General features: G+C 72.4%; 24 protein-coding genes and 1 pseudogene. 11 read left to right on the top strand and 14 right to left on the bottom strand.

Features of this window, described 5'->3' with window-relative positions:
- Positions 1-328: 328 nt before the first annotated feature.
- Both ABGB14_RS35445 and ABGB14_RS35440 read left to right on the top strand, forming a co-directional pair.
- A complete protein-coding gene (locus ABGB14_RS35445; RefSeq protein WP_347648210.1) occupies positions 329-700 on the top strand; it encodes a DoxX family protein in 372 nt (123 codons plus the stop codon).
- A gap of 69 nt (positions 701-769) precedes the next feature.
- Positions 770-1,204 carry an ester cyclase gene (locus ABGB14_RS35440; protein ID WP_347648209.1) on the top strand — a complete coding sequence of 145 codons (435 nt, stop codon included), beginning with the start codon at positions 770-772 and terminating at the stop codon, positions 1,202-1,204.
- Here the strand turns inward: ABGB14_RS35440 and ABGB14_RS35435 are convergent.
- Positions 1,201-2,160, bottom strand: a complete 960-nt coding sequence (locus ABGB14_RS35435) for a GDSL-type esterase/lipase family protein (protein ID WP_347648208.1) — start codon at positions 2,158-2,160, stop codon at positions 1,201-1,203. The two genes, ABGB14_RS35440 and ABGB14_RS35435, sit on opposite strands and share 4 nt — an antisense overlap.
- Before the next feature lie 480 nt (positions 2,161-2,640).
- Between ABGB14_RS35435 and ABGB14_RS35430 the strand changes: the two are divergent.
- The 6 genes and pseudogenes from ABGB14_RS35430 to ABGB14_RS35405 form a co-directional block, all read left to right on the top strand.
- A pseudogene (locus ABGB14_RS35430) lies at positions 2,641-2,769 on the top strand (transcriptional regulator); the annotation flags it as partial.
- A gap of 139 nt (positions 2,770-2,908) precedes the next feature.
- Entirely contained in the window at positions 2,909-3,937 is a 1,029-nt protein-coding gene (locus ABGB14_RS35425) for a hypothetical protein (RefSeq protein WP_347648206.1), read from the top strand.
- Positions 3,938-4,012: 75 nt separating this feature from the next.
- The gene (locus tag ABGB14_RS35420) at positions 4,013-4,615 is read left to right on the top strand and encodes a TetR family transcriptional regulator (protein WP_347648205.1); all 603 of its coding nucleotides are present in this window, start codon (positions 4,013-4,015) and stop codon (positions 4,613-4,615) included.
- Between the two features lie 72 nt (positions 4,616-4,687).
- Positions 4,688-5,761, top strand: a complete 1,074-nt coding sequence (locus ABGB14_RS35415; protein ID WP_347648204.1) for a TetR/AcrR family transcriptional regulator — start codon at positions 4,688-4,690, stop codon at positions 5,759-5,761.
- A gap of 113 nt (positions 5,762-5,874) precedes the next feature.
- Positions 5,875-6,213, top strand: coding sequence for a YciI family protein (locus ABGB14_RS35410; RefSeq protein WP_347648203.1), 339 nt, complete (start codon positions 5,875-5,877; stop codon positions 6,211-6,213).
- A gap of 2 nt (positions 6,214-6,215) precedes the next feature.
- Positions 6,216-7,373: a sigma-70 family RNA polymerase sigma factor gene (locus ABGB14_RS35405; RefSeq protein WP_347648202.1), complete on the top strand. Its 1,158-nt coding sequence runs from the start codon at positions 6,216-6,218 to the stop codon at positions 7,371-7,373.
- Between the two features lie 100 nt (positions 7,374-7,473).
- On the opposite strand, the gene ABGB14_RS35400 is transcribed toward ABGB14_RS35405, so the two are convergent.
- The 10 genes from ABGB14_RS35400 to ABGB14_RS35355 all read right to left on the bottom strand — a co-directional run bounded on the left by ABGB14_RS35400 (position 7,474) and on the right by ABGB14_RS35355 (position 18,699).
- Positions 7,474-7,974: a TIGR03618 family F420-dependent PPOX class oxidoreductase gene (locus tag ABGB14_RS35400; RefSeq protein ID WP_347648201.1), complete on the bottom strand. Its 501-nt coding sequence runs from the start codon at positions 7,972-7,974 to the stop codon at positions 7,474-7,476.
- A 38-nt stretch (positions 7,975-8,012) separates the two neighbouring features.
- Positions 8,013-9,461, bottom strand: coding sequence for an MFS transporter (locus ABGB14_RS35395; protein ID WP_347648200.1), 1,449 nt, complete (start codon positions 9,459-9,461; stop codon positions 8,013-8,015).
- Between the two features lie 77 nt (positions 9,462-9,538).
- Positions 9,539-10,024: a MarR family winged helix-turn-helix transcriptional regulator gene (locus ABGB14_RS35390; protein ID WP_347648199.1), complete on the bottom strand. Its 486-nt coding sequence runs from the start codon at positions 10,022-10,024 to the stop codon at positions 9,539-9,541.
- 107 nt (positions 10,025-10,131) lie between these two features.
- Complete coding sequence (locus ABGB14_RS35385; RefSeq protein WP_347648198.1) at positions 10,132-11,010, bottom strand: alpha/beta fold hydrolase; 879 nt, start codon at positions 11,008-11,010, stop codon at positions 10,132-10,134.
- Positions 11,011-11,013: 3 nt separating this feature from the next.
- Entirely contained in the window at positions 11,014-13,746 is a 2,733-nt protein-coding gene (locus tag ABGB14_RS35380; protein ID WP_347648197.1) for an AAA family ATPase, read from the bottom strand.
- 45 nt (positions 13,747-13,791) lie between these two features.
- The gene (locus ABGB14_RS35375) at positions 13,792-15,015 is read right to left on the bottom strand and encodes a serine hydrolase domain-containing protein (RefSeq protein WP_347648196.1); all 1,224 of its coding nucleotides are present in this window, start codon (positions 15,013-15,015) and stop codon (positions 13,792-13,794) included.
- Between the two features lie 239 nt (positions 15,016-15,254).
- Complete coding sequence (locus tag ABGB14_RS35370) at positions 15,255-16,175, bottom strand: aminoglycoside phosphotransferase family protein (RefSeq protein WP_347648195.1); 921 nt, start codon at positions 16,173-16,175, stop codon at positions 15,255-15,257.
- 131 nt (positions 16,176-16,306) lie between these two features.
- On the bottom strand, positions 16,307-16,846 hold the full coding sequence (locus tag ABGB14_RS35365) for a DUF1062 domain-containing protein (protein WP_347648194.1): 540 nt from the start codon (positions 16,844-16,846) through the stop codon (positions 16,307-16,309).
- Between the two features lie 264 nt (positions 16,847-17,110).
- A complete protein-coding gene (locus ABGB14_RS35360; protein ID WP_347648193.1) occupies positions 17,111-17,662 on the bottom strand; it encodes a dihydrofolate reductase family protein in 552 nt (183 codons plus the stop codon).
- Positions 17,663-17,808: 146 nt separating this feature from the next.
- Entirely contained in the window at positions 17,809-18,699 is an 891-nt protein-coding gene (locus tag ABGB14_RS35355) for a LysR family transcriptional regulator (protein WP_347648192.1), read from the bottom strand.
- A 74-nt stretch (positions 18,700-18,773) separates the two neighbouring features.
- On the opposite strand from ABGB14_RS35355, the gene ABGB14_RS35350 reads away from it, so the two are divergent.
- Entirely contained in the window at positions 18,774-19,142 is a 369-nt protein-coding gene (locus ABGB14_RS35350; RefSeq protein ID WP_347648191.1) for a DoxX family protein, read from the top strand.
- Here ABGB14_RS35350 and ABGB14_RS35345 read toward each other — a convergent pair.
- A complete protein-coding gene (locus ABGB14_RS35345) occupies positions 19,120-20,610 on the bottom strand; it encodes an SDR family oxidoreductase (protein WP_347648190.1) in 1,491 nt (496 codons plus the stop codon). The genes ABGB14_RS35350 and ABGB14_RS35345 overlap by 23 nt on opposite strands.
- A 69-nt stretch (positions 20,611-20,679) precedes the next feature.
- The gene (locus ABGB14_RS35340; RefSeq protein WP_347648189.1) at positions 20,680-22,995 is read right to left on the bottom strand and encodes a xanthine dehydrogenase family protein molybdopterin-binding subunit; all 2,316 of its coding nucleotides are present in this window, start codon (positions 22,993-22,995) and stop codon (positions 20,680-20,682) included.
- 75 nt (positions 22,996-23,070) lie between these two features.
- Between ABGB14_RS35340 and ABGB14_RS35335 the strand changes: the two genes are divergently transcribed.
- Together ABGB14_RS35335 and ABGB14_RS35330 are read left to right on the top strand one after the other, a co-directional pair.
- On the top strand, positions 23,071-23,940 hold the full coding sequence (locus ABGB14_RS35335) for an FAD binding domain-containing protein (RefSeq protein WP_347648188.1): 870 nt from the start codon (positions 23,071-23,073) through the stop codon (positions 23,938-23,940).
- On the top strand, positions 23,937-24,467 hold the full coding sequence (locus tag ABGB14_RS35330; RefSeq protein WP_347648187.1) for a (2Fe-2S)-binding protein: 531 nt from the start codon (positions 23,937-23,939) through the stop codon (positions 24,465-24,467). The genes ABGB14_RS35335 and ABGB14_RS35330 overlap by 4 nt, the downstream gene beginning before the upstream one ends.
- Before the next feature lie 208 nt (positions 24,468-24,675).
- Here the strand turns inward: ABGB14_RS35330 and ABGB14_RS35325 are convergent, their stop codons facing one another.
- Positions 24,676-25,656, bottom strand: coding sequence for a substrate-binding domain-containing protein (locus ABGB14_RS35325; protein ID WP_347648186.1), 981 nt, complete (start codon positions 25,654-25,656; stop codon positions 24,676-24,678).
- Positions 25,657-25,777 lie beyond the last annotated feature (121 nt).

The raw sequence follows: 25,777 nt of genomic DNA, 5'->3' as shown, positions 1-25,777 counted from the left end.
TCCGTCTCTCTGGCGGGCCGCCTCTCGCGGCCTTGGGCTTGCGTCGCCTGGCTCGATCAGGCTTGAGCGTACGCGTGGTCGTCCTGCGCTCCTGCCACGACGGTCACGTTAGGCGACGGCCGGAGGCCGGCGCTTCTCCAATCCTGATCGGTCCGCGCTCGGACCTCGCGTCGTCCGACGCGACGTCCGGGAATGCATCCTGCCGGGTGCGGGGCCTGTCCCCTCGACGGCTGCTCGTTCGTCTCCTCACCATGAGCGACAACCTTTCCGCCCTCCCGCGGGAGCGGCGCAGCAGGCACGCACCCACGACACCCGGTGAGACCCGTCGATGAACGTGTTCCTGTGGATCGTTCAGGCCTTCGCGGCCGCCGTCTTCACCCTGTCCGGCGCGGCGAAGCTGATCCAGCCGAAGGACAAGCTGGTCCCCAAGTATGCGTGGATCGAGGATTTCTCCCCCGCGTCGGTGCGGTCGATCGGCGTGCTGGAGTTGCTCGGCGCGATCGGGCTGGTCGTGCCGGCAGCCACCGGAATCGCACCCGTCCTGACGCCGGTCGCCGGGACCGGCCTGGCGATCATGATGGCGGGAGCGCTGGCCCTGCACATCCGCCGCGGGGAGCTGTCCGGGCTGCCGGTGCCCGGGGTCCTGTTCGTGCTCGCCGCGCTCGTCGCCTGGGGACGGTTCGGCCCTTACAGCTGGTGACCTGCGCCACATGGCACATCTCGCTGCGATCGGCGGCGAACACCAGAAATCAACCCAAGGAGGGAACGTATGTCAGCCACCGAAGTGACACGTAACAAGGCAACGCTCCGACGTTTTCATGAAGCCGTCAGCACCGACGATGCGGAGATCATCGCCAGGACGATCGACGAGATGGTCGATCCGGACGTGCAGATCGGCACCCCGCTGCCGCTGGAGGCGAAGGGGGCGGAAGCGTTGAAGGAGGTGCTCGCCGTGCTTCACCGGGCCTTCCCCGACCTGCACGTCGAGGTCGAGGACGTGATCGCCGAAGGGGACCGGGTCGTCACCAGGAACACGGTGACCGGGACGCACCGGGGTGAGTACATGGGGGTGGCTCCGACCGGCAAGTCCGTCACGTACAACGAGATCATCATCGCCCGCTTCGCCGACGGCCGGATCGCCGAGACCTGGGCGGTCGTCGACATCCTCTCGGTGATGCGCCAGCTCGGCGCCATCCCGTCCTAGCGACAGCGCACTCCGGCGTCCGGCTCGGTCACCTTGGCGATGGCAAGATCTTGTGGAAGTGAGAGCGTGGCCACATCCACCGCCTCGGCCATGGCGCGGGCGCCGGCATCGTTGAGGTGCATGCCGTCTCCGCTGTCGAACTCTGGCCGGATGAAGTCGGGATTTTCCGGGTCCTGCACGGCGTGCGCGACGTCGAAGACCGCATCGAACACGCCGCTGGTCCGGATCCACCCGTTCACCCGGCGGCGCGCGTCCAGCCCCGCCGGCGTGGTGATCCCCGGATAGATCGCTCCGGCGAACGGGCCGATGGTGGCGGCCAGGCTCGTCAGACCTCGGTCGCGGATGCGCCGAGCCAGAACGGAGAATCCGGCGATCAGGTCCTCCGCCGTGGCCGGGGGGAGTCCGGCCATGCCTGGCAGGCCCAGGTCGTTGACGCCGAAGTGCACCAGGACATGCGTTGCTCCCGGCACCGACAGGACATCGCGTTCCAGACGCGACAAGCCGTGCCCGCCCACCTCGTCGGTCAACAGCCGGTTGCCCGCGATGCCCTGGTTGACCACCCAGCCGTGCTCCAGCCGGGCGTTCAACACGTCCACCGAACGCCGGTTGGCGCCCATCGTGGTGCCCACGCCCTCGAACCAGGAGTCACCGAACGCCACCGCGATCACCGCCGTGCGCTCCGGAGCCGGCACGTCCAGACCGGAGACATAGAAGCGGGCGGGCACCTGCTCGGCGCCGCTCAGGACGTGAGCGCCGGCCTGATCACCAGACGCGACGTAAGCCGTCTCCATGGGCTGGTGCGAGAAGGTGGCGAGCTCTGTCTCGCCCCGCAGGCAGAGGTCCAGCACGATGGCGACGCCTGCCTCGATGGTCAGGTTCACCGGGTCGCTGACCACCTCGCCGCCCGGCGGGATCGTCACCTCTCCCGCGCCGCCGAACAGCACCTCGTGCTCCATGTACCGTGCCGATCGTCAGCGGTGCTCTGCCGTAGCGGTTGGTCAGCCGGATACGCACCCGCTCGCCGCTACCGGCCGGCAGCAACGTCTGCCGTACCGTCTGATCGCGGGAACCGCGTGGCGGTGTCAGCTGGATCTGCTCGTAAGGGCTGATCACAGCGGATCGGAAGGCCGCCACCCATTCCAGAGCCTCATCACGACCGCTGTGAGCCATCATCAGTGCTCTCCTCCATTCTCATGGGACATGTTCGCTCGTTCCTCGCGAAGGCCGAGCGCGATCAGCATGGACGCCGTCATTCCTCGGCCACGCCGGACGGGCGCCCGGACAGGCGTTCTGGCGGGATCGTGGGTGAGGCCATCAACTTCTCCAAGGTTGCGGACGGCCCGTTGCGCCGCCCGCCGACAGCCTGGAGCACCCCACGCCTGCCCCCCAGGCCCAGACCTTGCCTACGCAAAGACTGATCAGCCTGGCTCGGTGAAATGCGGCAGGACATGCGCAGAGACAGAGATCTCGCGGCGTTCCTGCAGTCGCGCCGGAGCCAGCTGCGACCGGCGGACGCGGGCCTGCCCGATCGCGGCGGGCGGCGACGCGTGCCAGGATTGGGCCGCGCTCGCCGGGGTGAGCGGCAGCCCCCGTCGTAGTCGAGGAGCCGCATGTCCGGATCGCCGAGCTGTACGCGTCCGGCGCGGGGCTCGCTCGCCCGTTGACACGCTCCCCATCACCGCGGCCCAGCGTTAATGTTCGAATATGGCCTCAACGTATCGACCATCTGGCGCGTTAGCGTTCGTGGCGGCGGCCGCACTTGTCGGAGCCGCAGCCCCGGCGTCGGCCGCGCAGGCGCACGAAGGGTCCGCGGGCGCGGCCGGCAGGGTCCTTCGGGTCTACACCAACAACATCGAGAACCTGATCAGAAACAACGCCGACGGCTCGTGCACCCGGATCTCGGGCCCCGACCACCTCACATCGATGCTGGTCGACGACAGCGGCAGGACGGGCACCTCCGGCGTGCGGGCGCCGGACCTCCTGATCGTGCAACAGGTACGCGGCACGGGACAGGCCACGGCGTACGCCAACCAGCTCGCAGCGAAGTTCGGCTACCCGGCGGGCACGTACGGAGTGATCGTGGCCTGGGACGACCCGCAGCCGTGGGGCGGCTCGCACCACTGCAGCCAGCAGTCGCTGGGCGACCTGAAGAAGAAGCAGACCAACGCGATCATCTACAACACCAGAACGCTGAGCCTGGCGGCGGGCGACATCTCGAAATACTGGAGCGCGGGCTGGCTGAAGCCCGGCACCCCCTACGCCGGGGGAGCCGGGTGCACGCTGTACAAGCCTCCCAGCAACGACGACAGCGCGGCCAACACCCACAAGTGGAAGCGCACGAGCGCCATCGCGGCGCGTTTCTCGATCAAGGAGACGGGGACGACGGTCTTCGCCGCGACCATGCACCTTCCTGAGCAGAACGGAGCGAACGCCTGCGCGGGTGCGGGCACCACCGGCATCGCGAGCTCGGGCATCCATGTCGGCGCGGACGCCACGCGCCTGATGAACGCGTCGACGATCCGGGTGATCGGCATCGACGCGAATCGCACGAACATCGCTTCTTCGACGCTGAGCGGCTTCGGCATGACCGGCTACGGAGCGCGGCCGACCATGGGATCCCGCAAGATCGACTACCTGTTCGTCAAGGGCGCCGTGCAGCCGTCGAGCATCGATCACACGGTGGGCGGCACGAAGTCCAACCACCTGGCGCTGTACGGATTCGTCGCCTACTGAGCCCACGCTGATGACGCGGCCGCTCCGGCAGTCGCGCATGTGGCCGCGTCATCGGCGATGAGGGTGAGCCGTCAGATGAGGGGGGAGTACAGTGCGGGCATGGGCAACGGCGGGCTGCGCGAACGCAAGAAGGCCAGGACCAGGGAGACGATCCTGCGAGAAGCGTTCAGGCTCTTCCGCGAGCGCGGCTACAACGCCACCACCATCGATCAGATAGCCGAGGCCGCCGAAGTCTCGCCCGCCACCTTCTTCCGTTATTTCCCGACAAAGGAGGATGTGGTCACGCTCGATCGCTTCCCGCCGCTCATCGAGGCTCTTCATGAGCAGCCGCCGGGTCCGCCGGTCACCGTGCTGCGCGGGGCGTTCCGTACGGCGTTCGGCTCGATGACGGCCGAGGAGATCGCCGCGGGGCACGCGCGGGAGGTGTTCGCGGCGACGGTGCCCGAACTGGTGGCCGCCAACCTGCGCAAGAGCCCCGGCCTGCTGCGGGAGACGTCCGAGATCCTGGCGGGCAAGGCGGGATGCGACGCCGGCGACGCCCGGTTGCGCGACGCCATGGGCGCGGTGTTCGGGGTCGTGACCCTGATCTGGCTGCAGTGGGCGCACGATCCCGGCATGGACGGGCCCGCCGAGATCGACCGATCGCTCGCCCACCTGGAGTCGGGCCTGACGCCGTAAGCCGGGTGTCCAGATGGTGGAGCCATCCGGATGTTGTATCTTACGCCGCATGAACCGAGCGGAGGGCTCCCGATGGCCAGGCTGACCCGGGTGCAGCAGCAGGAGCGCACACGGGCCGCCGTACTGGCCGCGGCGAGGGAGGAGTTCGCCGAGCACGGATACTCCGACGCCAAGGTCGACCGGATCGCGGCGCGGGCCGAGCTGACCCGTGGCGCGGTCTACTCGAACTTCCCGAGCAAGCGCGCCCTCTACCTGGCGGTCCTGGTCGACTCGGTCGAACACGTGGGCGAGGCCACGTCGTCCCCGGCACTCGGCGAGGCGGCGGCCGCCTTCGCCCGGGTCTGGCTCGAACGGCTGCCGTGGTCCGGCGAGACGCCCGCCGGGGGGAGCCTGCAGTCGCGCTCGCTGGACGGCGTGTTCGACGACGAACCAGGCCGTACCGCGATGGCTCAGGTCACCAAGCTGGAAGCCCTCCTGCTCGCTCTCTGCCTGGAGTCGCGTGCGCCGCGGCTCACGAGGCGGGTGCGCCTGGCCGAGCTCGTCCTCACCCTGCTGAACGGCGCCGGCCACCTCGCGGGCACGGCTCCCGGGTTCGGCGACCCCTTCGACGTGGCGCGCGCCTGCGGGCACCTGGCCGACCTCGACCTCGCCGACACGTGGGACCCGCCGCACCTGCCCTTCGTCGCCCCCGCCCAGCGCGTCCGGGACCCCTGGAATCCACCTGCGGAGCTGCCCGATCTGCTCACCGGCCGCCCGGCGGGCTTCGGCGGCGACGGCGTGATCGTGTTCCTCGGGACCGGCCGGCTCGACGCCGCCGAGGAGGCCGTGCGCGCCGCCCGTCCCGGCGACCGGATCACCCTGGCCGTGACGACGGGCGATCCCGCCGAGCTGGGGCGGCTCGTCCGGCTCAGGATCGGTGACCTGGCCGGGTGCTTGCGCCGCGTGTTCGCGCCGGACGACCGGCCCGGCCTTCGCGTCGTCCTCGACGACCGCGCCGCCGTCGCGACGGCCGCCGCGACCCCCGGGGCGGGCGACGCCACCGAGTGCGCGGTACGCGTCGAGGCCGGCAGGATCGTCGCCCGGGCCTGCGGGCGCGGCGCCGCGTACGCCGTGGCGTCCGTGACATGGTCGGGCCAGGCGGGATGACCGGCTCGGCGACCGGCGTCCCGCCGTGCTGAAATGAGAAAAATGCCGATGGTGTCCCTAGCGCTGATGCTCGTTCGTCGTTCGGGTAAGAGCTTCTCGCCCTGGAGGTTGTGATGCGGTACGCCCTGATGATCTACGGTGAGCCCGGCTCCATCGAGGCGCTGTCGGATGAGGAACGGGAGGCGGCGTACGCGGACTATTTCGCGTTCGCCGAAGACGAGCGCTGTGTCAGCGGCGCGCAGTTGCAGCCCGCGGAGACGGCGACCTGCGTCCGCGTGGCCGGTGGCCGGACGCTGATGACCGACGGCCCGTTCGCCGACACCAAGGAGGTGCTCGGCGGCTTCTGCCTGGTCGAGGCCGCCGACCTGGACGAGGCGATCGAGCTGGCGGCGCGCCTCCCGACGGCCAGGTTCGGCGGCACGGTGGAGGTCAGACCGGTGATGCGGTTCTGACCGTGCTGGAGGAGGTGTTCAGGGAGCAGTGGGGCCGGGTGCTGGCCTCGCTGGTCGGGTTCCTGGGTGACTTCGACCGGGCGGAGGAGGCCGCGCAGGAGGCGTTCGCGATCGCGGCGCAACGCTGGCTCGCGTCGGGCGAGCCGGACAATCCGGGTGCGTGGCTGCTGACGACGGCCCGTAACCGGGCGATCGACCGGATCCGCCGCGAGCGCACCCTCGCCGGCAAGCTCCACCTGCTGCCGGCGCCGGAGGCCACCGTGGACGAGATGGACGACACCCTCATCAAGGACGAACGGCTCGAGCTGATCTTCACCTGCTGCCACCCCGCGCTGCCGCTGGAAGGGCAGGTGGCGCTCACGTTGCGGACGCTCGGAGGGCTGCGGACCGCCGAGATCGCCCAGGCCTTCCTGGTCCCGGAGGAGACCATGAAGCGCCGCCTGACCCGCGCCAAGAACAAGATCAGGGCGGCCGGGATCCCCTTCGCGGTGCCCGCCGAACATCTGCTGCCCGAGCGCGTCGACGCGGTGCTCGCCGTCATCTACCTGATCTACAACGAGGGCTACCGCGGCCGGGCCGACCTCGGTGCCGAAGCCATCCGTCTGGGGCACGTGCTCGCCGCGCTCATGCCGCGGGAGCCGGAAGTCCACGGGCTGCTCGCGCTGATGACGATCCACCACGCCCGGCGGCGGGCCCGGTTCTCCGGCGAGGACCTGGTCCTGCTCGACGATCAGGACCGCTCGCTGTGGGACCTGCGCCAGATCGCGGCGGGACGGGCGATCCTCGACCGGGCGCTCGCACTCGGCGGGCGCGGCGCCTACGTCGTCCAGGCCGTGATCGCCTCGCTGCAGGCGAGCCGGCGCATCGACTGGCCGCAGGTCGCCGCGATGTACCGGCGGCTGGCCGACCTGACCGGCTCGCCGGTGGTCGAGCTCAACCACGCCGTGGCCATCGCCCAGGCCGGCGACCCCGCCGCGGCCCTGGACGCCGTCGACCGCCTCGACCTGGACGGCTACCTCTACTTCCACTCCACCCGCGGCGAGCTCCTGCGGCGGCTCGGCCGCGACACCGAGGCCCGGACCGCCTACCGCCGCGCCCTCGACCTCGCCACCTCCACCCCGGAGCAGCGCTTCCTCACCCGAAGGCTCCAGCAGATCTGACATGAGCGGCGACGATCACGGGGTCCCCGCCGGCGCTTCGGTGGTTGGGCTGCATACGAACAATGTCGCGTTTGGCGGCCCGCAGGTCCTGGGGACTTCCTCAACCTTCTCGCTGCGCCTGTTCCTCGGTGGGGATGTCCAGGGCTGTGCCGTACAGGCGCGAGACGTGCAGTCTGATCACCACGCGGCGCTCGTCGACCAGCTGCCGGAGGAAGGCGGCCTCGTCCGCCGGGTCCTCGAAGCCTGGCGTGAGTGACAGCAGTTCCTCGCCGACCGCGTCTCCCGGCTCGGTGGTCACCTCGGACACCTCCGCGTCGCCCTCGGCGACGGCGAACGACCAGATGTTCGGCCCGTTCACGTGCAGGGACAGGTTGGGATTGGTGCGGACGTGGCGGGCCTTGAGCCGGCCGTCCGTGGTGGAAACCCGGATGATCCGCTCGGCGGGGTTCCAGTTGTACAGGACGGTGGAAAGGTGGGGGTGGCCGCTGCGCTTGACGGTGGCAAGGACGCCGAACTGCTGGGCGGCGAGCAGGCTGCTGAGTTCCGCGTCGGTGAGGGTGCGGGGTTCGGCGGGGCCGGAGTTCGTATCGTTGTCGCTCATGTGAATCGAATCCTGTCCGTGCTGGTGGGGACGGTTGGTCAGGCTACGGGGGTGGGCTGGGCCCCCTGCTGGGGAGTGGCGGTGTCGTGCTCGGGCTGGCGCAGGACGAGGAGGGCGACGGTGAAGGCGGCCACGAGCAGGGCCGCGGCGATGGCGAAGGCCACGCGGTAGCCGCCGGTCAGCGCGGCCGCCTGGCTCTGGCCGGCGTCCAGCAACTGCTCGGTGCGGGTGGCGGCCAGCGTGGACAGTACGGCGACGCCCAGGGCCATGCCGATCTGCTGGGTGGTGTTGAACAGTCCCGAGGCCAGGCCCGCGTCGTCGGCCTTGGCGCCGGACATGCCGAGCGCGGTGAGCGCGGGCAGCACCAGGCCGCCGCCGGCGATGAGCAGCATCACCGGGAGCAGGTCGGTGACGTAGTCGGCCCGCACGGGGACGCGGGCCAGCCAGCCCATCGCGCCGAGCAGCAACGCCAGGCCGGCCAGCAGGACCGCGCGCTCGCCGAAGCGGGTGTTGAGCCGGGCCGAGACGAACAGGGAGACCCCGCCGATGGCCAGCGCCGCCGGGAGCATCGCCAGCCCGGTCTCTAGCGCGCCGTAGCCGAGGACCTTCTGCATGTAGAGGGCGACGAGGATCTGGAAGGCGAACATGGCCGACAGTGTGAGGATCTGGACCAGGTTGGCGCCGGACACGTTGCGCGAGCGGAAGATCCGCAGCGGCATCAGCGGCGCCTTGGCGCTCGCCTGACGCAGGACGAAGGCGGCCAGCAGGGCGAGCGAGACCGCGCCGAGGGCGAGGGTGTGGGTGGCGAGCCAGCCGTACTCCTCGACCTTGACCACGGTGTAGATGCCCAGCATCAGCCCGCTGGTGACCAGCGCGGCGCCGAGGACGTCGGCGCCGCCCGCGAGCCCGGCGCCGCGGTCGCCGGGCAGCGCCCGGATCGCCAGGGCGACCGTGGCCAGCCCGATGGGCACGTTGATGAGGAAGATCCAGTGCCAGCTGAGCAGGTCGGTCAGGACCCCGCCCAGAACCTGGCCGATCGAGGCGCCGGCGGCGCCGGTGAAGCTGAAGACGCCGATCGCCTTGGCACGCTCCCTGGCCTCGGTGAACAGGGTCACCAGGATGCCCAGCACGACGGCGGAGGCCATCGCGCTGCCGACGCCCTGCAGGAACCGGGCGGCGATGAGCGTGCCAGGTCCGGTGGCCGCCGCGGCCAGGACCGATGCCGCGGTGAAGACCGCGTTGCCGGCGAGGAACATCATCTTCCGGCCGATCAGGTCGCCCAGCCGGCCGGCCAGCAGCAGGAGACCGCCGAAGGCGATCAGGTAGGCGTTGACGGTCCAGCTGAGGCCGGCGGGGGTGAAGCCGAGGTCTCGCTGGATGGCGGGCATCGCCACGGTCACGATGCTGCCATCGAGGATCGTCATCAGCATCGCGGCGGACAGCACGCCGAGTGCGAGCCAGGGCGATCGGGGTGTGGTGGGTGACATGACGTTTCTCCTGCTCCTTGAGGACAGGAGAGAACATAGCAGATAGTTTCGTTGCAGACTATCTGCTATGGATCGACTTACGCCTTCTGTCGAGCCCGCCGCACGGCCTGCGGAGCCTCCGCGGGGGTGGCCAGGTGTCCGGTGACCAGGCGGTTCATCGCCCTCAAGAGGACTTCGCGCTCATCGTCCGGCAGCGCGCCCAGGACGGCCTTGTGCACGCCGTCGACGATCTCCTGGCTCCTTCTGGCCACCTCCTCGCCCTTCTCGGTGACCGCGATGATCCGCGCTCGCCGGTCGGCACTGGACGGGCGGCGCTCGGCCAGGCCGGCCTTCTCCAGGGCATCGACCGTGACCACCATGGTGGTCTTGTCCATGTCGCCGATCTCGGCGAGCTGGATCTGCGTGCGCTCTTCCTCCAGGGCGTGGACGAGCACGCAGTGCATGCGCGCGGTCAGTCCGATCTCGGCCAGGGCGGCGGCCATCTGGGTTCTCAGGACGTGGCCGGCATGGTCCAGCAGGTAGGACAGGTCCGGTTCTGTGCGGGCGGGCGCCATCGCGGTCATTCGTCCAGCCTAGCAACTAGGTCCATTCCGGATTATCCGCTTCCTTTCCACCTGGCGGCTCGGCGAGCGAACCGCGCCGCTCGGCCACGGCGCCCGCGCGCGCCCCATCACCCGGCGGTGTGGGCGAGGATGGCGGCGGCCAGCTCCTCGTGCACCTCGGGCGGCAGGGTGTGCCCCATGCCCGCAACGATCATCAGCCGCGCCCCAGGGATCTGCTCGGCGATGATCGCGCTGTGGCCCGGCTTGGCCGGCTCGTGGCTGCCCTCGATGACCAGCGTGGGGGCCTTCACCCGATGGAGCACGCCCACCGGCTCGAAGTCGGGCTTGGCCATGGCGGCCAGCCGGTGGTTGGCCACCGCCGACAGGTCGCGGGCCCGGTCGTAGATCCGCTCCTGCAGCCGCCGCGCCGCGTCCTCGTCGAACGGCAGCCCGGTGCCGTGCAGCAGGCGCTGCTCGGCGATCATGCCGTCGATCCGCGCGCGCCGGTCCGCCGGCGGCGGGGCGGCCATCGACGTACGGTAGAACGCCACGAACTCCGCCGTCGGCTCCGGCAGGCTGCCCTCGGGCTGCGGCTGTCCCATCAGGGCCCGCATGATCACCTGGCCCTCGCCGCCGCCGAGCGGGGAGGAGCCGATGACGGTCAGCGAGCGCACCCGCTCCGGCCGCTCCACGGCGACGAACTGGCCGAGCAGGCCGCCCGCCGAGTGGCAGACCAGGTGCGCGCTCTCCAGGCCGTGGGCGTCCATCACGCGGTAGACGTCGTTCTTGATGGCGTCCCACGTGTACGGCTCCGCCTCGAAGTCGACCGTGCCCGACATGCCGGTGTCGCGGTGGTCGTACCGGATCACCCGGCGGCCACCCGCGGTCAGCCGGCCGACGAACTCGTCCGGCCACAGGATGCCCTGCGACATCGAACCCATGATCAACAGGATCGGCGCGTCCGTCCCGGCGCCGAACTCTTCACTCCAGATGTTCACGTTCTGCATGCCTCACAGCATGCCGTCGCCGGCTACGGGCGCCTTCTGTAGAACTACTAGCCGCGCCAGATCCGTACGGGAGCCGATGCCCAGCTTCGGATAGATCTTGTACAGGTGATATTCGACCGTGCGCGGGCTGAGGAAGAGCCGGGCGGCGATCTGCTTGCTCGACAAGCCATCGGCGACCAGGCCCGCGATCCGCAGCTCCTGCGGGGTCAGCGCGTCGAGCACGGCCGCGGGCGGGGCCTGCCCGCTCTCGCCCGCCGCCCGCAACTCCTCCTGCGCGCGCCGCGCCCACGGGCGGGCGCCCGCCCGTTCGAACGTCTCCCACGCCGTCCGCAGATGGGCCCGCGCCTCGCCCGGCCGCTGCGTCCGGCGCAGGCGCTCACCCAGCAGCAGGGCCGTCCTGGCCGCCTCGAACGGGTTGGTGTGCAGTCGCAGCGCCTCGCCGAAGGCGTCCTCGGAGGACTCGACCAGGCCCCGGCAGCGGGCCCGCAGGGCGTGCGACTCGGCCGTGGCGGCGTTCGCCGACCACTGCTCGTACGCGGCCATCGCCACCCGCGCGCCCTTCTCGTCGCCCGCGCCCATGGCGGCCTCGACGCGGTCCGGCGCGGTCCGCCCCACCACGATCGGATGTCCGGCGCCCGGTCCCGCCGCGGCGATGGCGGTGAAACGGTCGTGCGCCGCGGCGTAGCGGCCCAGGCACAGGTCGAGCAGCGCCAGCGCGTACGACGCGACGCCGGCGCGCAGCCCCACCCGGTGGGGGATGGCGATGGCCAGCGCCTCGCGGGCCTGCCGCTCACAGAGTTCCTCCTCGCCCCGCAGCGCCGCCAGCACCGCCAGGTTGGCCAGGTGCGCGGCCACCGTGTTCTCGTACCCGGCCTCACGGGCCAGCTCCAGGCCCTCCTCGGAGACGGCCTGGCTGCGCGCCGGCCGCCCCGCGAAGCGTTCGGCCGTCGCCACGAACTCCAGCACGACCGGCAACTGCCCGCGCATCCCCGACACCCTCGCCACCCGCCCGGCCCGCTCGGCCAGCTCGCCGGCCAGGTCCGGCTCGCCCAGAGCGCTGGCCGCGGCCGCCGCCCACAGGTATCCCGCCGCGTCCTCCAGCTCGCCGGTCCGGGCCAGTGCCCACCGCAGCAGCACCGGCCCGCCCGGGTCGCCGTCCAGCGTCAGGCCGATCCCGGCCACCGTGTTCCGCAAGAACCCCTCGGGGTGCGCCGCCGCCCGCCGGCCGAGCTCGACCATGGCCGCCGTGTCGCCGACGTACGAGGCCGCCTCCACGGCGTCGGCCAGCATGTCGAGGCTGTCGCCCGCCGCCAGGATCCGTACGGCCTCAGCGGCGTTGCCCGAGTTCAGCTCGAACCGGCCGCGGAGCTGGGCGATCTCCATGGCGAGCGTGCTGTCCCCGCCGGCCCCTTCGCGCGCCTCGGCCAGCAGCGACTCCGCCTGCCCGGGGCGGCCGCCGAGCCAGGCCGCGACGGCGGCGTCCTTCAGGCGGACGGCACGGGCACGCGGCTCGGGGGTCAATTCGGCGGCCCTGGCCAGGGCGGTGGCCGCGGCGCCGTACCCGCCCCGGTCACGCGCCCGCTCAGCCGCGGCCACCAGCGCGGCGGCGACCTGCTCGTCCCGCCCCAGGGCGGCTCCGGCCAGGTGCCAGGCGCGGCGGTCATCCGCGGTCAGCTCCGCGAGGACGGCGTGCACGCGGCGGACGTCGTCGGGGGCGGCCGCCTCGTGCACCGCGGACCGGATGAGCGGATGAGCGAACCGCACGCTCGTGCCCGACACCTCGACCAGTCCGGTCCTCTCCAGCTCCGCCAGCGCGACCCGCCCGGCCCCGGCCTGCGTCCCCGGCCCGGAGGGGAACGATCGGGCCACGTGCGCGCCGGGCTCTGCCGGGTGCCCGGCGAACAGCCACTCGCCGGCGCGCAGGACCAGGCCGAGGTCGGCCTCCACGGCGGCGACCAAGGCGACCAGCCGGGCAGCAGCGGACAACACACTCACCCGATCGCCGAAGAGCCGGCTACCCACGGGCAGGGGGTCGGGCAACGGCTCGCGGCCGGTGAGCTGCGCGGGCGACAGGCGGGCGGCGATCTCGCCCAGGGCGAGCGGGTTCGCGCCGGTCAGCGCGACGAGCTCCCGTTTCACCCGTTCGGGCAGAACGCCGTGGCGGGACTCCAGCAGTTCGGCCGCGGCGGACTCGGGCAGGCCGCGCACCTCCACCGTCAGCGGCACACCCTTGACCGGAGCCTCCCCGCGTACGGCGAACACCATCGCGATCCGTTCGGTCCCCAGCCGCCTGGCGGCGAACAGCAGCGCGTCGGCCGAGGCCCGGTCGACCCACTGGAAGTCGTCGACCACGCAGATCAGCCCGTCCGGCGCGGCCGCCTCGGCCAGCAGCGAGAGCACGCCGGCTCCCACCAGGAACCGGTCCCCGGCACTGCCCGCGGCGAGTCCCAGGGCCGCGCGCAGGGCGTCGCGCTGCGGCTCGGGCAGCGCGCCGAGCGAACCGGCCGCCGGCCACAACACCTGGTGCAGCGCCGCGAACGCGAGGTCGGACTCGGACTCGACGCCGGTGGCCCGCAACACCCGCATCGCACCACCGCGCGCGGCCGCCGCGTCGAGCAGGGCGGTCTTGCCCGCGCCTGCCTCGCCCCGCACCACCACCGCGCCCCCGGACCCGTCACGAGCCCGCGCGATCACCTCGTCGAGCGCGCTGATTTCCGCGGATCTGCCGTAGAGCACGAACACCCACTGTAGGCGGCCCCCACTCCGCGCCGTCCGCGCGGGTCAGTCCTCCAGGGCCTGATAGAGCGTCGTCCAGAAGTCGTTCATCAGGTGCGCCGGGTCGGGGACGGTGTATCCGAGCTGGGTGAGCAGGAGACCGGTGACCTGGTTGGCCGGGTCGGCGTAGGCTGAGGTGCCGCTGCCGCCGTCCCAGCCGAACTGGCCGATGGGCGCGTAGTCGCCGCGGTAGGTGCGTACCGCCATGCCGAAGCCCCAGCCGCCCTGCTGTCCCTGGCCGAAGGAGAGATGCACGTTCCTGGTGGCCAGGGCGGTGCGGGCGGCGTTCTGCTCGGCCGTGAGCCGGTTGGTGGTCATCAGCTCCACAGCGGGCCGCGACAGGATCCGCTCGCCGTTGTGCACCCCGCCGTTGAGCAGCATCCGGAAGTAGGCGTGGTAGTCGTCGGCGGTGGAGACCAGCCCACCGCCGCCGCCCTGGAACGCTGGGGGCCGGCTCCAGCGTCCTGCCTTGGCCTCGTCCCACACGAGGAACTCGCCGGTCTGCGGGTCGGGGGCGTACAAGGGCGGCAGCCGGTCGATCTGGTCGGCGGGCACGTGGAAGCCGGTGTCCTTCATGCCCAGCGGCTCGAAAACGCGCTCGCGCAGGAAGTCCTCGAACGACTGGCCGGTGACCCGGGCCACCAGCACGCCGACCAGGTCGCTGCTGATCTGGTACTGCCAGTGCTCGCCGGGCTGGTGCATCAGCGGCAGCTCGCCCAGGCGGCGCATCCACTCGTCCGGCTCGGGCGCTTCCACCGGCAGGTTCGGCGTCAGCCCGCGTTCGAAGATCGCGTTCAGGATCGGGGTGCCCAGCGCCGTCATGTCCATGCCGAGCCCGAAGGTGGAGGTCAGCACGTCGCGTACGGTGATCGGCCGCCGCGCCGGCACGGTCTCGTCCAGCGGGCCGTCGATCCGCTTGAGCACCTGCCTGCCGGCGAGCTCCGGCAGCCACGGCTCCACCACGTCGTCCAGCCGCAACCGGCACTCGTCCAGCAGCACCATCGCCGCCGCGATCGACACCGGCTTGGAGGTGGAGGCCATCCGGAAGATCGTGTCCCGGCGCATCGGCGCGCCACCGTCGTGCCGCATGGTCCCCAGCGCCTCGACGTGCGTCTGGCCGCCCCGGCTGGCCAGGGCGACCAGCCCGGGGATCCGTCCTGACTCGACATGCCGGGCCAGCACCTCACGCAGCCTGCGCAGTCCCTTCGCGGAGAAGCCGCTGGTTGCCATCGTTGAACTCCTTACGAACAGTGTTCGGGGTCGGGCCCGGTTCCGGGCCTCGCGCTCATGGCATCCACCTTCGCCGACCGCCCTGATACGGGACCGTCACCGTCCTGACACGGCGGCTGACAGGGCATGGCGGGCGGTCTCAGCTCACGCAGCCACGCGGGCGAGGGCGCTCAGCAGCTCGCCGGCTGCTCCCCGGCCAAGGGCGGCCAGGGAGGCGGCAGGTGCGGGGGAGCGGTCGATCAGGGGTTCGGCGTTGCGGTGAGGCGCCGCAGTGCGGCGTGGGCGGGCGGGCCCCACGTGGGCTTGCCGCCGGGACGGCCCTGGACGCCGGCTTCTCCGATGAGGATCCCGGCCAGGGCTTTCCCCGCAGCCCATCCGCGGGCGCGGCGCAGGGTGGCGGAGTCCAGGGCCGGCCCGTAGGCGGCGTGGAAGCGGTCGGTGGCGCCGTCCGGCAGCAGAGACCACGCGGCGGCGAGGTCGCAGGCCGGGTCGCCGGCGCAGAGGTCGCCGAAGTCGATCACGCCGCAGATGGTGCCGTCCGCGGTGAGGACGTTGGCGGGATGCAGGTCGCTGTGGAGCCACACCGCCGGGCCGGTCCAGCCGGGCGCGGCGACGGCGTCGTCCCAGACCGCGCGGACGGCGTCGGGGTCGGGGACGAGCCCCAGCTCGGTGGCCCCTGCGAGCTGCTTGGCGAAACCCTCCGAGCTGTCGGCCAGCGCCCCTCCGCGGTTGAAACGGCTGACGGGTGCCTGGTCGGGGGCGGGTTGGTGCAGGGCAGTCAGGAAGGCGGCCAGGGCGTCGGCCGCCTCCGCGGCTCGCGTGACGGGGGCGCGGTCCGCCGGCTCGCCCGGCACCCAGGTGGTGACCATCCAGGGGTGCGGAAACCGCGCGGAGGGCTCGCCGAAGCGCTGGGGGACGGGAACCGGCAGGGGAAGGCGCGGGGTGAGGGCGGGCAGCCAGGTGTACTCGCCACGCAGCAGCTCGTCCGCGTTCCGCGTCGCCCAGGGCAACCGGACGGCGAGGTCGTCACCGAGCCGCCACATCTGGTAGTCCCAGCCCCGCGCGCCGAACCGCACGGGGCGACCGGCCAGGTCGGGATGCTGGTCGCGCAGCAGATCCTGCACGAACTCCGCGCTGATCTCGATCTCGGTGTGGGTCATGAGGGGCAACACTAACCGGAAGTGCGCGCGCGTCCGCCGGGCTCCCGTGGAAGGCGCCCACGAGAGCCCGGGACGCCAGCCGGCCATGCTCCTTGAGCGGGTCCGGCTGGCGGTGAAGGGCTACGTCACCGTCAGTACTCGGCCATCACGGTGAAGGTGAACCCGGCGCTCGTCGTCCGGCGTAGCGGAATGTCGCACTTGACCCGGCGCAGCACCTCGTTCCTGCTGAGGCCGAGCCCCTGGGCGATGAGCCGCTCCGGGCGCACCGGCACCGGATCCACGAAGACGACCTCCACCTGTACGGGCCACCCTTCGTCGAGCCAGGCCGACGAGGTGTCCAGCCGCCAGGCCCCCTTCCAGTCCAGGGTGACGCGGTTGCGCCGGGTGAACGCCGGATCCAGCAGCCTGGCGGCCACCAGCTCCGGATCGTTGGCGTGGTAGCCGTCGAGCTCGGCCGGGTCGAACGACCTGACCGGCGCCCGCTCGTGCACGGTGAGCTTGCTCGTCCGGTCGCAGGACACGCAGCGGACCAGCAGCCACACGTCCAGCAGCTTGGCGTTGGCGTTGACGCGGAACCTGCCCTCGCCGGTGGTGGCCGACTCGGACCGGCAGGCCACGCACCGAAGCGACAGCAGAGGCAGCTTGGTCCGGCGGACGACCCAGGGCAGCACAGTATGAGGTTGTGAAGACATGATCTCTCTAGACCTGACACGAGGCCGATTACGCGCGGCCTCGAACGCTGGAGAACCGGGCGCACATGGGCAGCCCGGCAGAGCCGGCGGCAGGGCCGGCCTGAAGGTGAGCTGAAGAAGGTGTCAGGTCTGGAGAGCAGGCGGGGTCACGCGGTTTTGTCCTCTGTCCTCACTGCGACGGGGTCGCGGGCAACCTATGGGCACGCCGGAGGAACACTCAACCGGTTTTCCCGGCGGTCCCTCCTACCGGTCGGCCGCCGTGTAGGTCGCGATGATCACGCCGCTCTTCATCACCTTGGTGTCGGCCAGGGTCAGCGTGGTCGCGACGTCGCTCAGCGGCCCCGAGATCGACGGGCCTCCCACGAACACCGGGGTGATCCAGAACCGCACCTCGTCGACCAGGCCCGCCTTGACCAGGGCGTGGGTGACCGTGCCGTAGCCGTACATCAGGATGTTCCTGCCCTCCTGGGCCTTGAGCCGGGTGACCTCCTCGATGAGGTCGCCCTGCAGCACCTCGCTGTTCTTCCACTCCGGGTCGGTGAGGGTGGTGGAGGCGACGTACTTCTTGACGTTGTTGAAGTAGGCCGCGCCGGTGCTCGGGTCGCTCTCGTCCTGGTTGGGCCAGGCGGCGGCGAAACCCTCGTACGTGCGGCGGCCCATCAGCAGCGCGTCGGCCGCGTCCGTCTGCTCGCCGGCGAACGCGGAGGCCTCGTCGTCGAAGTACGGCATCGTCCACGCCGGGTCCTCGATGACGCCGTCGAGGCTGATGTAGGTCGAGTTGATGATCTTGCGCATTCCGGGTCCTCCTGATGCCAGTACGCGTTCCGCCGATCGTGACGGGAGCCGCTCATCTGTGACTCCCATCCTGGAGGAAGCACCTTACGATCCGCTTCAGGTCGCCTTCCGGCAGGTCCCGCCGGACACGCGCCGGCCGGCCCGGATCATGGCCTGATGGCCAGGCAGCAGCCTACGAAGTCCTGGATCACGGGATTGGCGTCGTCGGCGGGGGACCAGGCGACGGCGACCCGCGTGGGGCTGACGCCGGTGACGGGACGGTAGGTGACCCCGGGCCGGGCGTAGAAGCGGGCGGAGGACGCGGGGGCCAGGGCGATGCCGTAACCGCTGGCGATCGCGTTGAGCCACTCGTCCGGCTGGTCGGTGACGGCGCCGACGCTGACCGGACGGCCCTCGCGTTCGCCGGCGGCCAGCCAGTAGTCCCGCCACTGCCCGGTCGCCTCCGGAGCCGCGACGAACGGCTCGTCCCACAGGTCGCGGAAGGGGATTTGCTCGCGGGCCGCCAGCCGGTGGCCTGACGGCAGAGCCACCCAGCGCGGCTCGGTGAACAGCACCTCCACGTGCAGGCTGTGCTGGCCGGGGAACGGCAGCCGCAGCAGGGCGGTGTCGACGTCGCCCTGCGCCAGCCCGGCCGTCGGGTTGGACCAGGCCGCCTGCCGCATCTCGACGCGCCATCCCGGCCGGCGGCGGGCGAAGCCGGCGATGATGTCCTGGGTGGCCTCGTTGGCGGCGCTGGCCAGGAAACCGACCCGCAGCACGCGGGCCGCCCGGGCGGACGCGCTCCGGGTGTCCCGCAGCGCCCGGTCCCAGGCGGACACCAACTCCGGCGCCCGTTCCGCCAGGGTCCTGCCCGGGCCTGTGAGGGCCATGCCGGCCTTCGAGCGTGTGAACAACCGCACGCCGAGCTGCGCTTCGAGCTGCTTGATCTGCTTGGTCAGCGCGGGTTGCGACACGAAGAGCCGTTCCGCGGCGCGGGTGAGGGTCCCTTCCTCGGCCACCGCGATGAAGGAGCGCAGGAGCCGCGTGTCCACATCCATACCATCAGGTTATAGATGCATGTATTGGACGTCCGGCACGGAGCCGGGCAAGGCTGGACACCGACCTGCTGACCATGCCGCCGGAGATACACGTGTTCACCGCCTACGCCATCGTCACCGTCCTCACCGTCGCCGCCAACGCGTGGGCGGCGACAGCGGACTTCATGAAGGCCGGATTCGTCCTCGCCAATTCGGCGCGCGTGAACATCTCGCGGTCCTGGCTGCCGCTGCTCGGCGCGCTCAAGGCCGCCGGAGCCGCGGGGCTGCTGCTCGGGCTGCTGGGCGTCCCGTTCGTCGGCGTCGCCGCCGCCGCCGGGCTCGTGCTGTTCTTCGTGGGTGCCGTCATCGTGCACGTACGCGCCCGCGTGTACGCCGCCATGGTGTTCCCCGGCGCCTTCCTGGCGCTGGCCACCGGCTCGCTCAGCCTCGCCCTCGCACGCTGACGGGCGCGCGGCGGGGTGGACGGGCCGCCGCGGCGGCGATGTTCACCGGGATCCGCCCGAAGATCAGCCCGTGGAACGGCGAGATGCCCCACCAGTAGAGGTGGCCGAGCAGCCCGCGCGGATGGAAGATCGCCCGCTGGGTGTAGTAGGTGCGGCCGCCCTCCTCGCGGACGCCCATTTCCAGCCAGGCCAGGCCGGGCAGGCGCATCTCGGCGCGCAGGCGCAGCAGCCGGCCGGGCAGCACCTCCTCAACCCGCCAGAAGTCGACCGCGTCGCCCACCCGCAGCCGGGCGGGGTCGCGCCGCCCGCGCCGCAGCCCCACCCCGCCGAAGAGCCGGTCGAGCAGGCCCCGCAACTGCCACGCGACGGGCAGGGAGTACCAGCCGTTCTCGCCGCCGACGGCCTCGATGACCCGCCACAGCGCCTCGGGACCGGCGTCCACCTGCCTGTCGCGGCGGTCGATGTAGAGGCTCCCGCCGGTCCAGCCGGGGTCTGTGGGCAGGGGGTCGCTCGGCGCGCCGGGCGTGGACGCCGACGACCAGCGGGTGGCCACGTCGGCCTCCTTGATCTTCTGCAGCGCCAGGGAGACGGCCTGCCGGAACCCGGTCAGCCCGCCCTCAGGGTCGGGTACGTGACGGGCGATGTCGTGCTCGTGGCAGACGGCCTCGGTGCGTACGGACTCGACCAGCGGGCGCGCGATGCCCGCGGGCACCGGCGTGACCAGGCCGACCCAGTGGCTGGACAGCTTGGGGGTGAGCACCGGCACCGGCACGATCACCCGGGACGGCAGCCCGGCCACGGAGGCGTACCCGTGCATCATGTCGGCGTAGGTGAGCACGTCGGGGCCGCCGATGTCGAAGCTCCTGTTCACCTCGCCGGGCACGGCGGCCCAGGCCACGAGGTAGTGCAGCACGTCGCGGATGGCGATGGGCTGCGTGGGCGTGCGCACCCAGCGCGGTGTCGTCATGACGGGCAACCGTTCGGTGAGGTGGCGCAGCATCTCGAACGACGCCGAGCCCGAGCCGATGATCACGGCGGCACGCAGCACCACCGCGGGCACGCCCGACCGCAGGAAGATCTCGCCCACCTCCGCGCGGGAGCTCATGTGCGGGGAGAGCCGCCTGTCGGCGGCCAGCCCGCCGAGGTAGACGACGCGCCGCACGCCCGCCCGCTCGGCTGCCGCCGCGAACGTGCGCGCGGCCAGGCGGTCCTGATCGGCGAACCGGCCGGACGTGCCCATCGCGTGGATCAGGTAGTAGGCGACCTCGATGCCGCGCAGGGCCTCGTACGTCTGCTCGGGGTCGGTGGCGTCCGCCTCGGCGACCTCGGTCCGGCCGGCCCACGGCAGGTCGCGCAGCCTGGTCGCCGAGCGGACCATGCACCGGACGTCGTGACCGGCGGCCAGCAGCTCGGGGACCAGCCGTCCCCCGATGTAGCCGGTCGCCCCTGTGACCAGGCAGTTGGCCATCCGGCGCTCCCTCCTTCGGTTGTCCCTCCGTTTCCCCGCCCGCGTCGTCCTCATGCGTCCGGGCAAGGGTTACGCGCGCGAGCCGTGCCGGGCAGCCGCCGCCCAGACCGCGGCGGGTGTCAGCGGCATGTCGATGTGGTCGACGTCGAGCGCGTCGCACACGGCGTTGACCACGGCGGGCGGGATGCCGATGCAGCCGGCCTCGCCCGCGCCCTTGGCGCCCAGCGGCGTGTTGGGATTGGGCGTGACGGTCTCCAGCAGCGTGACCGGCGGCATGTCGGCGGCTGTGGGCAGGAGGTAGTCCAGCAGGGTGCGCGCGTACGGCATGCCGTCGGCGCCGATGACCGCCTGCTCGTAGAGGACCTGCCCGAGGCCCTGGGCGATCGAGCCCAGACCCTGGCCGTCGACGATCATGGGGTTGACGACCACCCCGTAGTCGTCCGCGGCGACCAGCCGCCGCACGTGGACCGTGCCGAGATCCGGGTCGATCTCCACCACGGCCACGTGCGCGCCGTACGGGAAGGCCTGCGGCGGGGCGAAGATCTCGTCGGCGCGCAGCGGGCCGGTGCGGGCGACCAGCTCGCCGAGGCTCAGCCCGGTGATCGGGCCCGTGTCGAGCCCGGCGCCCGGGGCGTCGCCCGCTCCCGGGCATGGCGGCTCCGAGGCACCGGCCAGCAGCCGGCCCTCCGCGTACGAGACGTCGTCCTCCTGCAGGCCGAGCAGGCCGGCGCAGCGGCGGCGCGCGGCGGCGACCAGCGACTCGGCGGCCCGCCACAGCGCCGCCCCGCCCACCTGCATGGAACGGCTGCCGAAGGTGGCGAACCCGTACGGGATCTCGCCGGTGTCGCCTTCGACGACCCGGACCAGGCCGATGTCCACGTCCAGAACCGAGGCCACGACCTGGGCGAACGCGGTCAGATGGCCCTGCCCGGTGGACGTGGACCCGACGCGGGCGATGAACGTGCCGTCCGAGCAGGCTTCCACGCTGCCGAACTCGTCGCTGTCCGGAGGCCCTCCCGAGCGCTCGACGTACGTGGCGATGCCCACGCCGACCGGCGGCCCGCCCTCCCGGCGGCGCCTGGCCTGCTCGGCGCGGATGTCGTCGTAGCCGGCGGCGGCCAGCGCCTGGTCCAGCGTGGCGGCGTAGTCGCCCGAGTCGTAGGTGCGGCCCGTCGGCGTCAGATAGGGGAACTGGCCGGGGTGGACGAAGTTGCGGCGGCGCAGCTCGGCGGGGTCCATGCCGAGCCGGCGGGCGAGCCGGTCCACGGTGCGTTCGAGCGCGTACGCGGCCTCGGGGCGGCCGGCGCCCCGGTACGACGCGGTCGGGGCGGAGGTGGTGAGCACGCACCGGATCCGGGTGTGCACGTGCGGCGTGCGGTAGGCGCCGGTGCTCATCGCCCCGGTCATCATGGGGACGAAGGCTCCGGTGTGCGGGTAGCCGCCGACGCCGGCGTCGACCAGCAGCTCGTACGCGAGGAAGGTGCCGTCGTCGTCGGCCGCCAGCCGTACGCGCTGGTTCTGGCCGCGGCCGCGCGGGCCGGCCAGCAGGGCCTCGGCGCGGTCCTCGCACCAGCGCACGGGCCTGCCGAGGTGGATCGCGAGCAGGGCGGCGACCACGTACTCGGGGTAGGTCTGGCTCTTGGCGCCGAACGCGCCGCCGGTGGCCGGGACGATGACCCGGATCCGCTCCCTGTCCAGGCCGAGCGCTTCGGCGAGGGCGTCGCGCAGGCGGTGCTGAGCCTGGTGGGAGGCCCACACGGTCAGGCCGCCGCCGTCGCCGGGGTCGGCCAGGACGGCCCTCGCCTCCAGGGACGTGGGCAGCAGGAGCTGCTCGCGGTAGGCGGCCTCGACGACCACGGGGGCGGTGGCGAACACGTCGCCGGCCGGCTCGCCGAAGGTGCGCTCGGCGACCACGTTGCCGCGAACGCCGGGCGGCGGGGGTGCTTCATCGGCGGCCGTCGCGTCATCCCCGAACAGCGGGGGTGCCTCCTGGGCGGCTGTCGGGTCGCAGACGGCGGGCAGCGGTTCGAGGTCCAGCCGGACGGCCTCCGCGGCGTCCTCGGCGCGGGCGCGGTTGTCCGCGGCGGTCACGGCCAGCGCCTCGCCCGGGTAGCGGACGCGCCCGGTGGCGAGCAGCGGCCACGGCGGCGCGTCCCGCGCGCCGGGCACGGCACGGGCGGCGAGGTAGGGCAGCTCGGCGGCGGACCACGCGCCGGCCACCCCTTGCTCCTTGAGCGCGGCGGCGACGTCGACGCCGCGGATGAGCGCGTGCGGCACCGGGCTGCGGGTGAAGGCGAGCTCCAGGGTGCCGGGCAGTTCGAGGTCGGCGACCCTGCGGGCCCGCCCGGAGAGCAGGTCGGGGTCCTCGCGCCGCGCAAGCGGCATCCCGATGTACCGCAATGTTTGGACACCCCCGCATTCGGTACCAACGTGGGATATCGGATGCCCGGGATGAGGGATATGAAACCGCCGCAATTCGACTACGTAGCGCCCGCTTCGGTGCCGGAGGCGGTGGCCGTGCTGGCCGAGCGCGGGCCGGAGAGCCGCGTGCTCGCCGGCGGGCAGAGCCTGCTCATCGAGCTGCGCTACCGGACCGAGCGCCCGGCCCTCCTGGTCGACGTCAACCGCATCCCCGGGCTGTCGGACATCGCGGTCGAGGACCGCTCCGTGCACGTCGGCGCGCTGGTCCGGCACGCCCAACTGGAGCGCGCCCGGTTCCGCGACCCGCTCGCCGAACTGTTCCGCCAGGTGGCGCCGTACGTCGCCCACCCGCCCATCCGCGCGCGCGGCACCTTCGCCGGCAGCCTGGCCTGGGCACACCCGGCGTCGGAGTGGTGCGCCCTGGCCATGGCGCTCGACGCCGGGATCGAGCTGGACGGCCCGTCCGGCAGGCGCACGGTGCCCGCCGGCTCGTGGTTCCGCGGCCCCTTCACCACCGCCTGCCTGCCCGAGGAACTCGTCACCGGCGTGCGGCTGCCGCGCCCGCCGGAGGGGACCGCCGCGGCGTTCGCGGAGCACCGCCGCACCCACGGCAGCTTCGCGCTCGCCGCCGCCCTGGTCCTGCTGCGCGTGTCCGAGGGCCGCGTGGCCTGGGTGCGCATCGGGCTCGCCAACGCCGCCGACGTCCCCTTGCGCGCCGTCGAGGCCGAGCGCCTCATGGCGGGGGAGCGGCCGGAGCCGGACCTGCTCGCGCAGGCCGCGGCACGAGCCGCCACGGAGGCCGACCCGGCCGACGAGCCGCACGCGCCCGCCACCTACCGCAGGCACGCGCTGGCCACCCTGGTGCGGCGCTGCCTCGCCCGAGCCGTCGAGAACGCGGGAACACCATGAACGTCGAGCTCACCGTCAACGGCCGCGCCCACCGGCTCGACGTCGAGCCGCGCACCAGCCTCGCCGACGCTCTCCGCGACCGGCTCAGGCTGACCGGCACGACGCTGGGATGCGAGCACGGTGTGTGCGGCTCGTGCACCGTGCTGGTGGACGGCACCGCCATCCGCTCCTGCCTCCTCCTGGCCGTGCAGGCGGACGGCGCCGACATCCGTACGGTCGAAGGGCTCGCGGGCGACGGCGGGCCGCATCCGCTGCAGGAGGCGTTCGCCGCCGAGCACGCCCTGCAGTGCGGGTTCTGCACGCCCGGGTTCCTCATGCTGCTCGCCGGCGCGCTCGCCGAGGAGCCCTACCTGGACCGCGACGAGCGGCGGATGGACGAGGTCCTCGCCTCCAACCTCTGCCGCTGCACCGGGTACGCGGGCATCCGCCGCGCCGCTCGGGCCGCCGCGCGGCGGATGCGCGGGGACGTCACCCCGGCAGCCGATGAACCAGGCTCTCACGAGGAAGGACGCGGCTCCTGGCCGTAGGCGGCGACCTGACCATCCGGGGCATCACCAGGCCGATCACCTGCGGGCCGAAGCCGGTACGGGTTCACCCGGGGCGGCTTCCATGTCACCACCGAGATCAACCGTCCGAGATGGTGCTGCAGAAGAACTGAGCCTTGCCGGTCCGGCCGTCATCTCCGTGCCGGCCTGGAGATCAGGGTGGAGACGCCCGCTCGCGGAAAGCAGCGGCTCAGGCCGCCAGGCTCGATTCGCGGACGACCAGCTCGGTGGCGAGCTCGACGTGACGCGACTCGACCTCCTCGCCGGCGGCCAGGCGCAGGGCCGTGCGCAGGGCGACGGCCCCCATCTCGCGCAGCGGCTGGCGCACGGTGGTCAGCCGCGGCGAGGACATGAAGGCGACGTCCGTGTCGTCGAAGCCGACGACGCTGAGATCTTCGGGGACGCGCAGGCCACGGGCCCTGGCAGCGTGGATCGCGCCGAGCGCGGCCTCGTCGGAGGCGACGAAGACGGCCGTCGGCGCGGGGGAGAGGTCGAGCAGTGCGGCGCCTCCCCGCACCCCGTCGGGATAGCAGTAGCCGGGCGTGACCACGTATCCGGGCAGGACGGGCACGTCCGCGGCCTCCATGGCGGCGCGGTAGCCGTACATGCGGGCCTGGTTGGAGGCCGCGGTGGCGGGGCCGCCGAGGTAGGCGATGCGGCGGTGGCCGAGGGCCAGGAGGTGCTGGGTGGCGGACATGCCGCCGGCGAAGTTGGTGGGGCCCACGCTGGTCACCGAGGCGCCGGGGAGGCCGAGCGGGTCGATGACGACGACCGGCAGTCCGGCCCGTGAGAGCGCGGCGAGCTGTCGCGGGGCCGGCTCCTCGAAGAGGGTGATCACTGCCCGGCGTCCGGCGGTCACGTCGCGGGACCCGGTGGCCCTTCTGGTGACGACGACCGACACGCCTGACGCGGTGCCCGCCTCGATCACGCCCTTGATGATCTCGGATGAGCACGCGCAGAGGTCGTCCACCTGCACCTCGACGATGCCGGGCTCGGTCCGGCCACGCCGCGGCGGGACGTAGCCGTGCTCCTGGAGCAGGGACCGCACCAGGGCCCGGGTGGCCGGTGCGACGTCGCTGCGGTCGTTGAGCACCTTGGACACGGTGGCCACCGACACGCCGGCCGCGGCGGCGACGGTGGCCAGCGTGGCACGTCCGCGACTTGCCTGCATCGACCCTCCCGATATCCGGCATTCACCTTATCTGGCCCAGAGCTGGACATGTGCGCATTAATTCCTGCAGCGGTCGGCTACGCTATAAATGTAGCGATACATTTGTAGCGAAAGGGCGAAT

Origin of the sequence: Nonomuraea sp. B10E15 (assembly GCF_039871615.1) — a bacterium.
Classification (GTDB): Bacteria; Actinomycetota; Actinomycetes; order Streptosporangiales; family Streptosporangiaceae; genus Nonomuraea.
This window is presented reverse-complemented; position numbering and strand designations above follow the sequence as displayed.

Bases quoted from the DNA above. Each gene is read 5' to 3' on its own strand.
- ABGB14_RS35410 (WP_347648203.1), top strand. From the start codon at position 5,875: ATGCGGTACGCCCTGATGATCTACGGTGAGCCCGGCTCCATCGAGGCG.
- ABGB14_RS35400 (WP_347648201.1), bottom strand. From the start codon at position 7,974: ATGAGCGACAACGATACGAACTCCGGCCCCGCCGAACCCCGCACCCTC.
- ABGB14_RS35355 (WP_347648192.1), bottom strand. From the start codon at position 18,699: ATGGATGTGGACACGCGGCTCCTGCGCTCCTTCATCGCGGTGGCCGAG.
- ABGB14_RS35385 (WP_347648198.1), bottom strand. From the start codon at position 11,010: ATGCAGAACGTGAACATCTGGAGTGAAGAGTTCGGCGCCGGGACGGAC.
- ABGB14_RS35395 (WP_347648200.1), bottom strand. From the start codon at position 9,461: ATGTCACCCACCACACCCCGATCGCCCTGGCTCGCACTCGGCGTGCTG.
- ABGB14_RS35440 (WP_347648209.1), top strand. From the start codon at position 770: ATGTCAGCCACCGAAGTGACACGTAACAAGGCAACGCTCCGACGTTTT.
- ABGB14_RS35435 (WP_347648208.1), bottom strand. From the start codon at position 2,160: ATGGAGCACGAGGTGCTGTTCGGCGGCGCGGGAGAGGTGACGATCCCG.
- ABGB14_RS35335 (WP_347648188.1), top strand. From the start codon at position 23,071: ATGAAACCGCCGCAATTCGACTACGTAGCGCCCGCTTCGGTGCCGGAG.
- ABGB14_RS35375 (WP_347648196.1), bottom strand. From the start codon at position 15,015: ATGGCAACCAGCGGCTTCTCCGCGAAGGGACTGCGCAGGCTGCGTGAG.
- ABGB14_RS35325 (WP_347648186.1), bottom strand. From the start codon at position 25,656: ATGCAGGCAAGTCGCGGACGTGCCACGCTGGCCACCGTCGCCGCCGCG.
- ABGB14_RS35420 (WP_347648205.1), top strand. From the start codon at position 4,013: ATGAGGGGGGAGTACAGTGCGGGCATGGGCAACGGCGGGCTGCGCGAA.
- ABGB14_RS35415 (WP_347648204.1), top strand. From the start codon at position 4,688: ATGGCCAGGCTGACCCGGGTGCAGCAGCAGGAGCGCACACGGGCCGCC.
- ABGB14_RS35340 (WP_347648189.1), bottom strand. From the start codon at position 22,995: ATGCCGCTTGCGCGGCGCGAGGACCCCGACCTGCTCTCCGGGCGGGCC.
- ABGB14_RS35445 (WP_347648210.1), top strand. From the start codon at position 329: ATGAACGTGTTCCTGTGGATCGTTCAGGCCTTCGCGGCCGCCGTCTTC.
- ABGB14_RS35425 (WP_347648206.1), top strand. From the start codon at position 2,909: ATGGCCTCAACGTATCGACCATCTGGCGCGTTAGCGTTCGTGGCGGCG.
- ABGB14_RS35330 (WP_347648187.1), top strand. From the start codon at position 23,937: ATGAACGTCGAGCTCACCGTCAACGGCCGCGCCCACCGGCTCGACGTC.
- ABGB14_RS35390 (WP_347648199.1), bottom strand. From the start codon at position 10,024: ATGACCGCGATGGCGCCCGCCCGCACAGAACCGGACCTGTCCTACCTG.
- ABGB14_RS35370 (WP_347648195.1), bottom strand. From the start codon at position 16,175: ATGACCCACACCGAGATCGAGATCAGCGCGGAGTTCGTGCAGGATCTG.
- ABGB14_RS35345 (WP_347648190.1), bottom strand. From the start codon at position 20,610: ATGGCCAACTGCCTGGTCACAGGGGCGACCGGCTACATCGGGGGACGG.
- ABGB14_RS35350 (WP_347648191.1), top strand. From the start codon at position 18,774: ATGCCGCCGGAGATACACGTGTTCACCGCCTACGCCATCGTCACCGTC.
- ABGB14_RS35360 (WP_347648193.1), bottom strand. From the start codon at position 17,662: ATGCGCAAGATCATCAACTCGACCTACATCAGCCTCGACGGCGTCATC.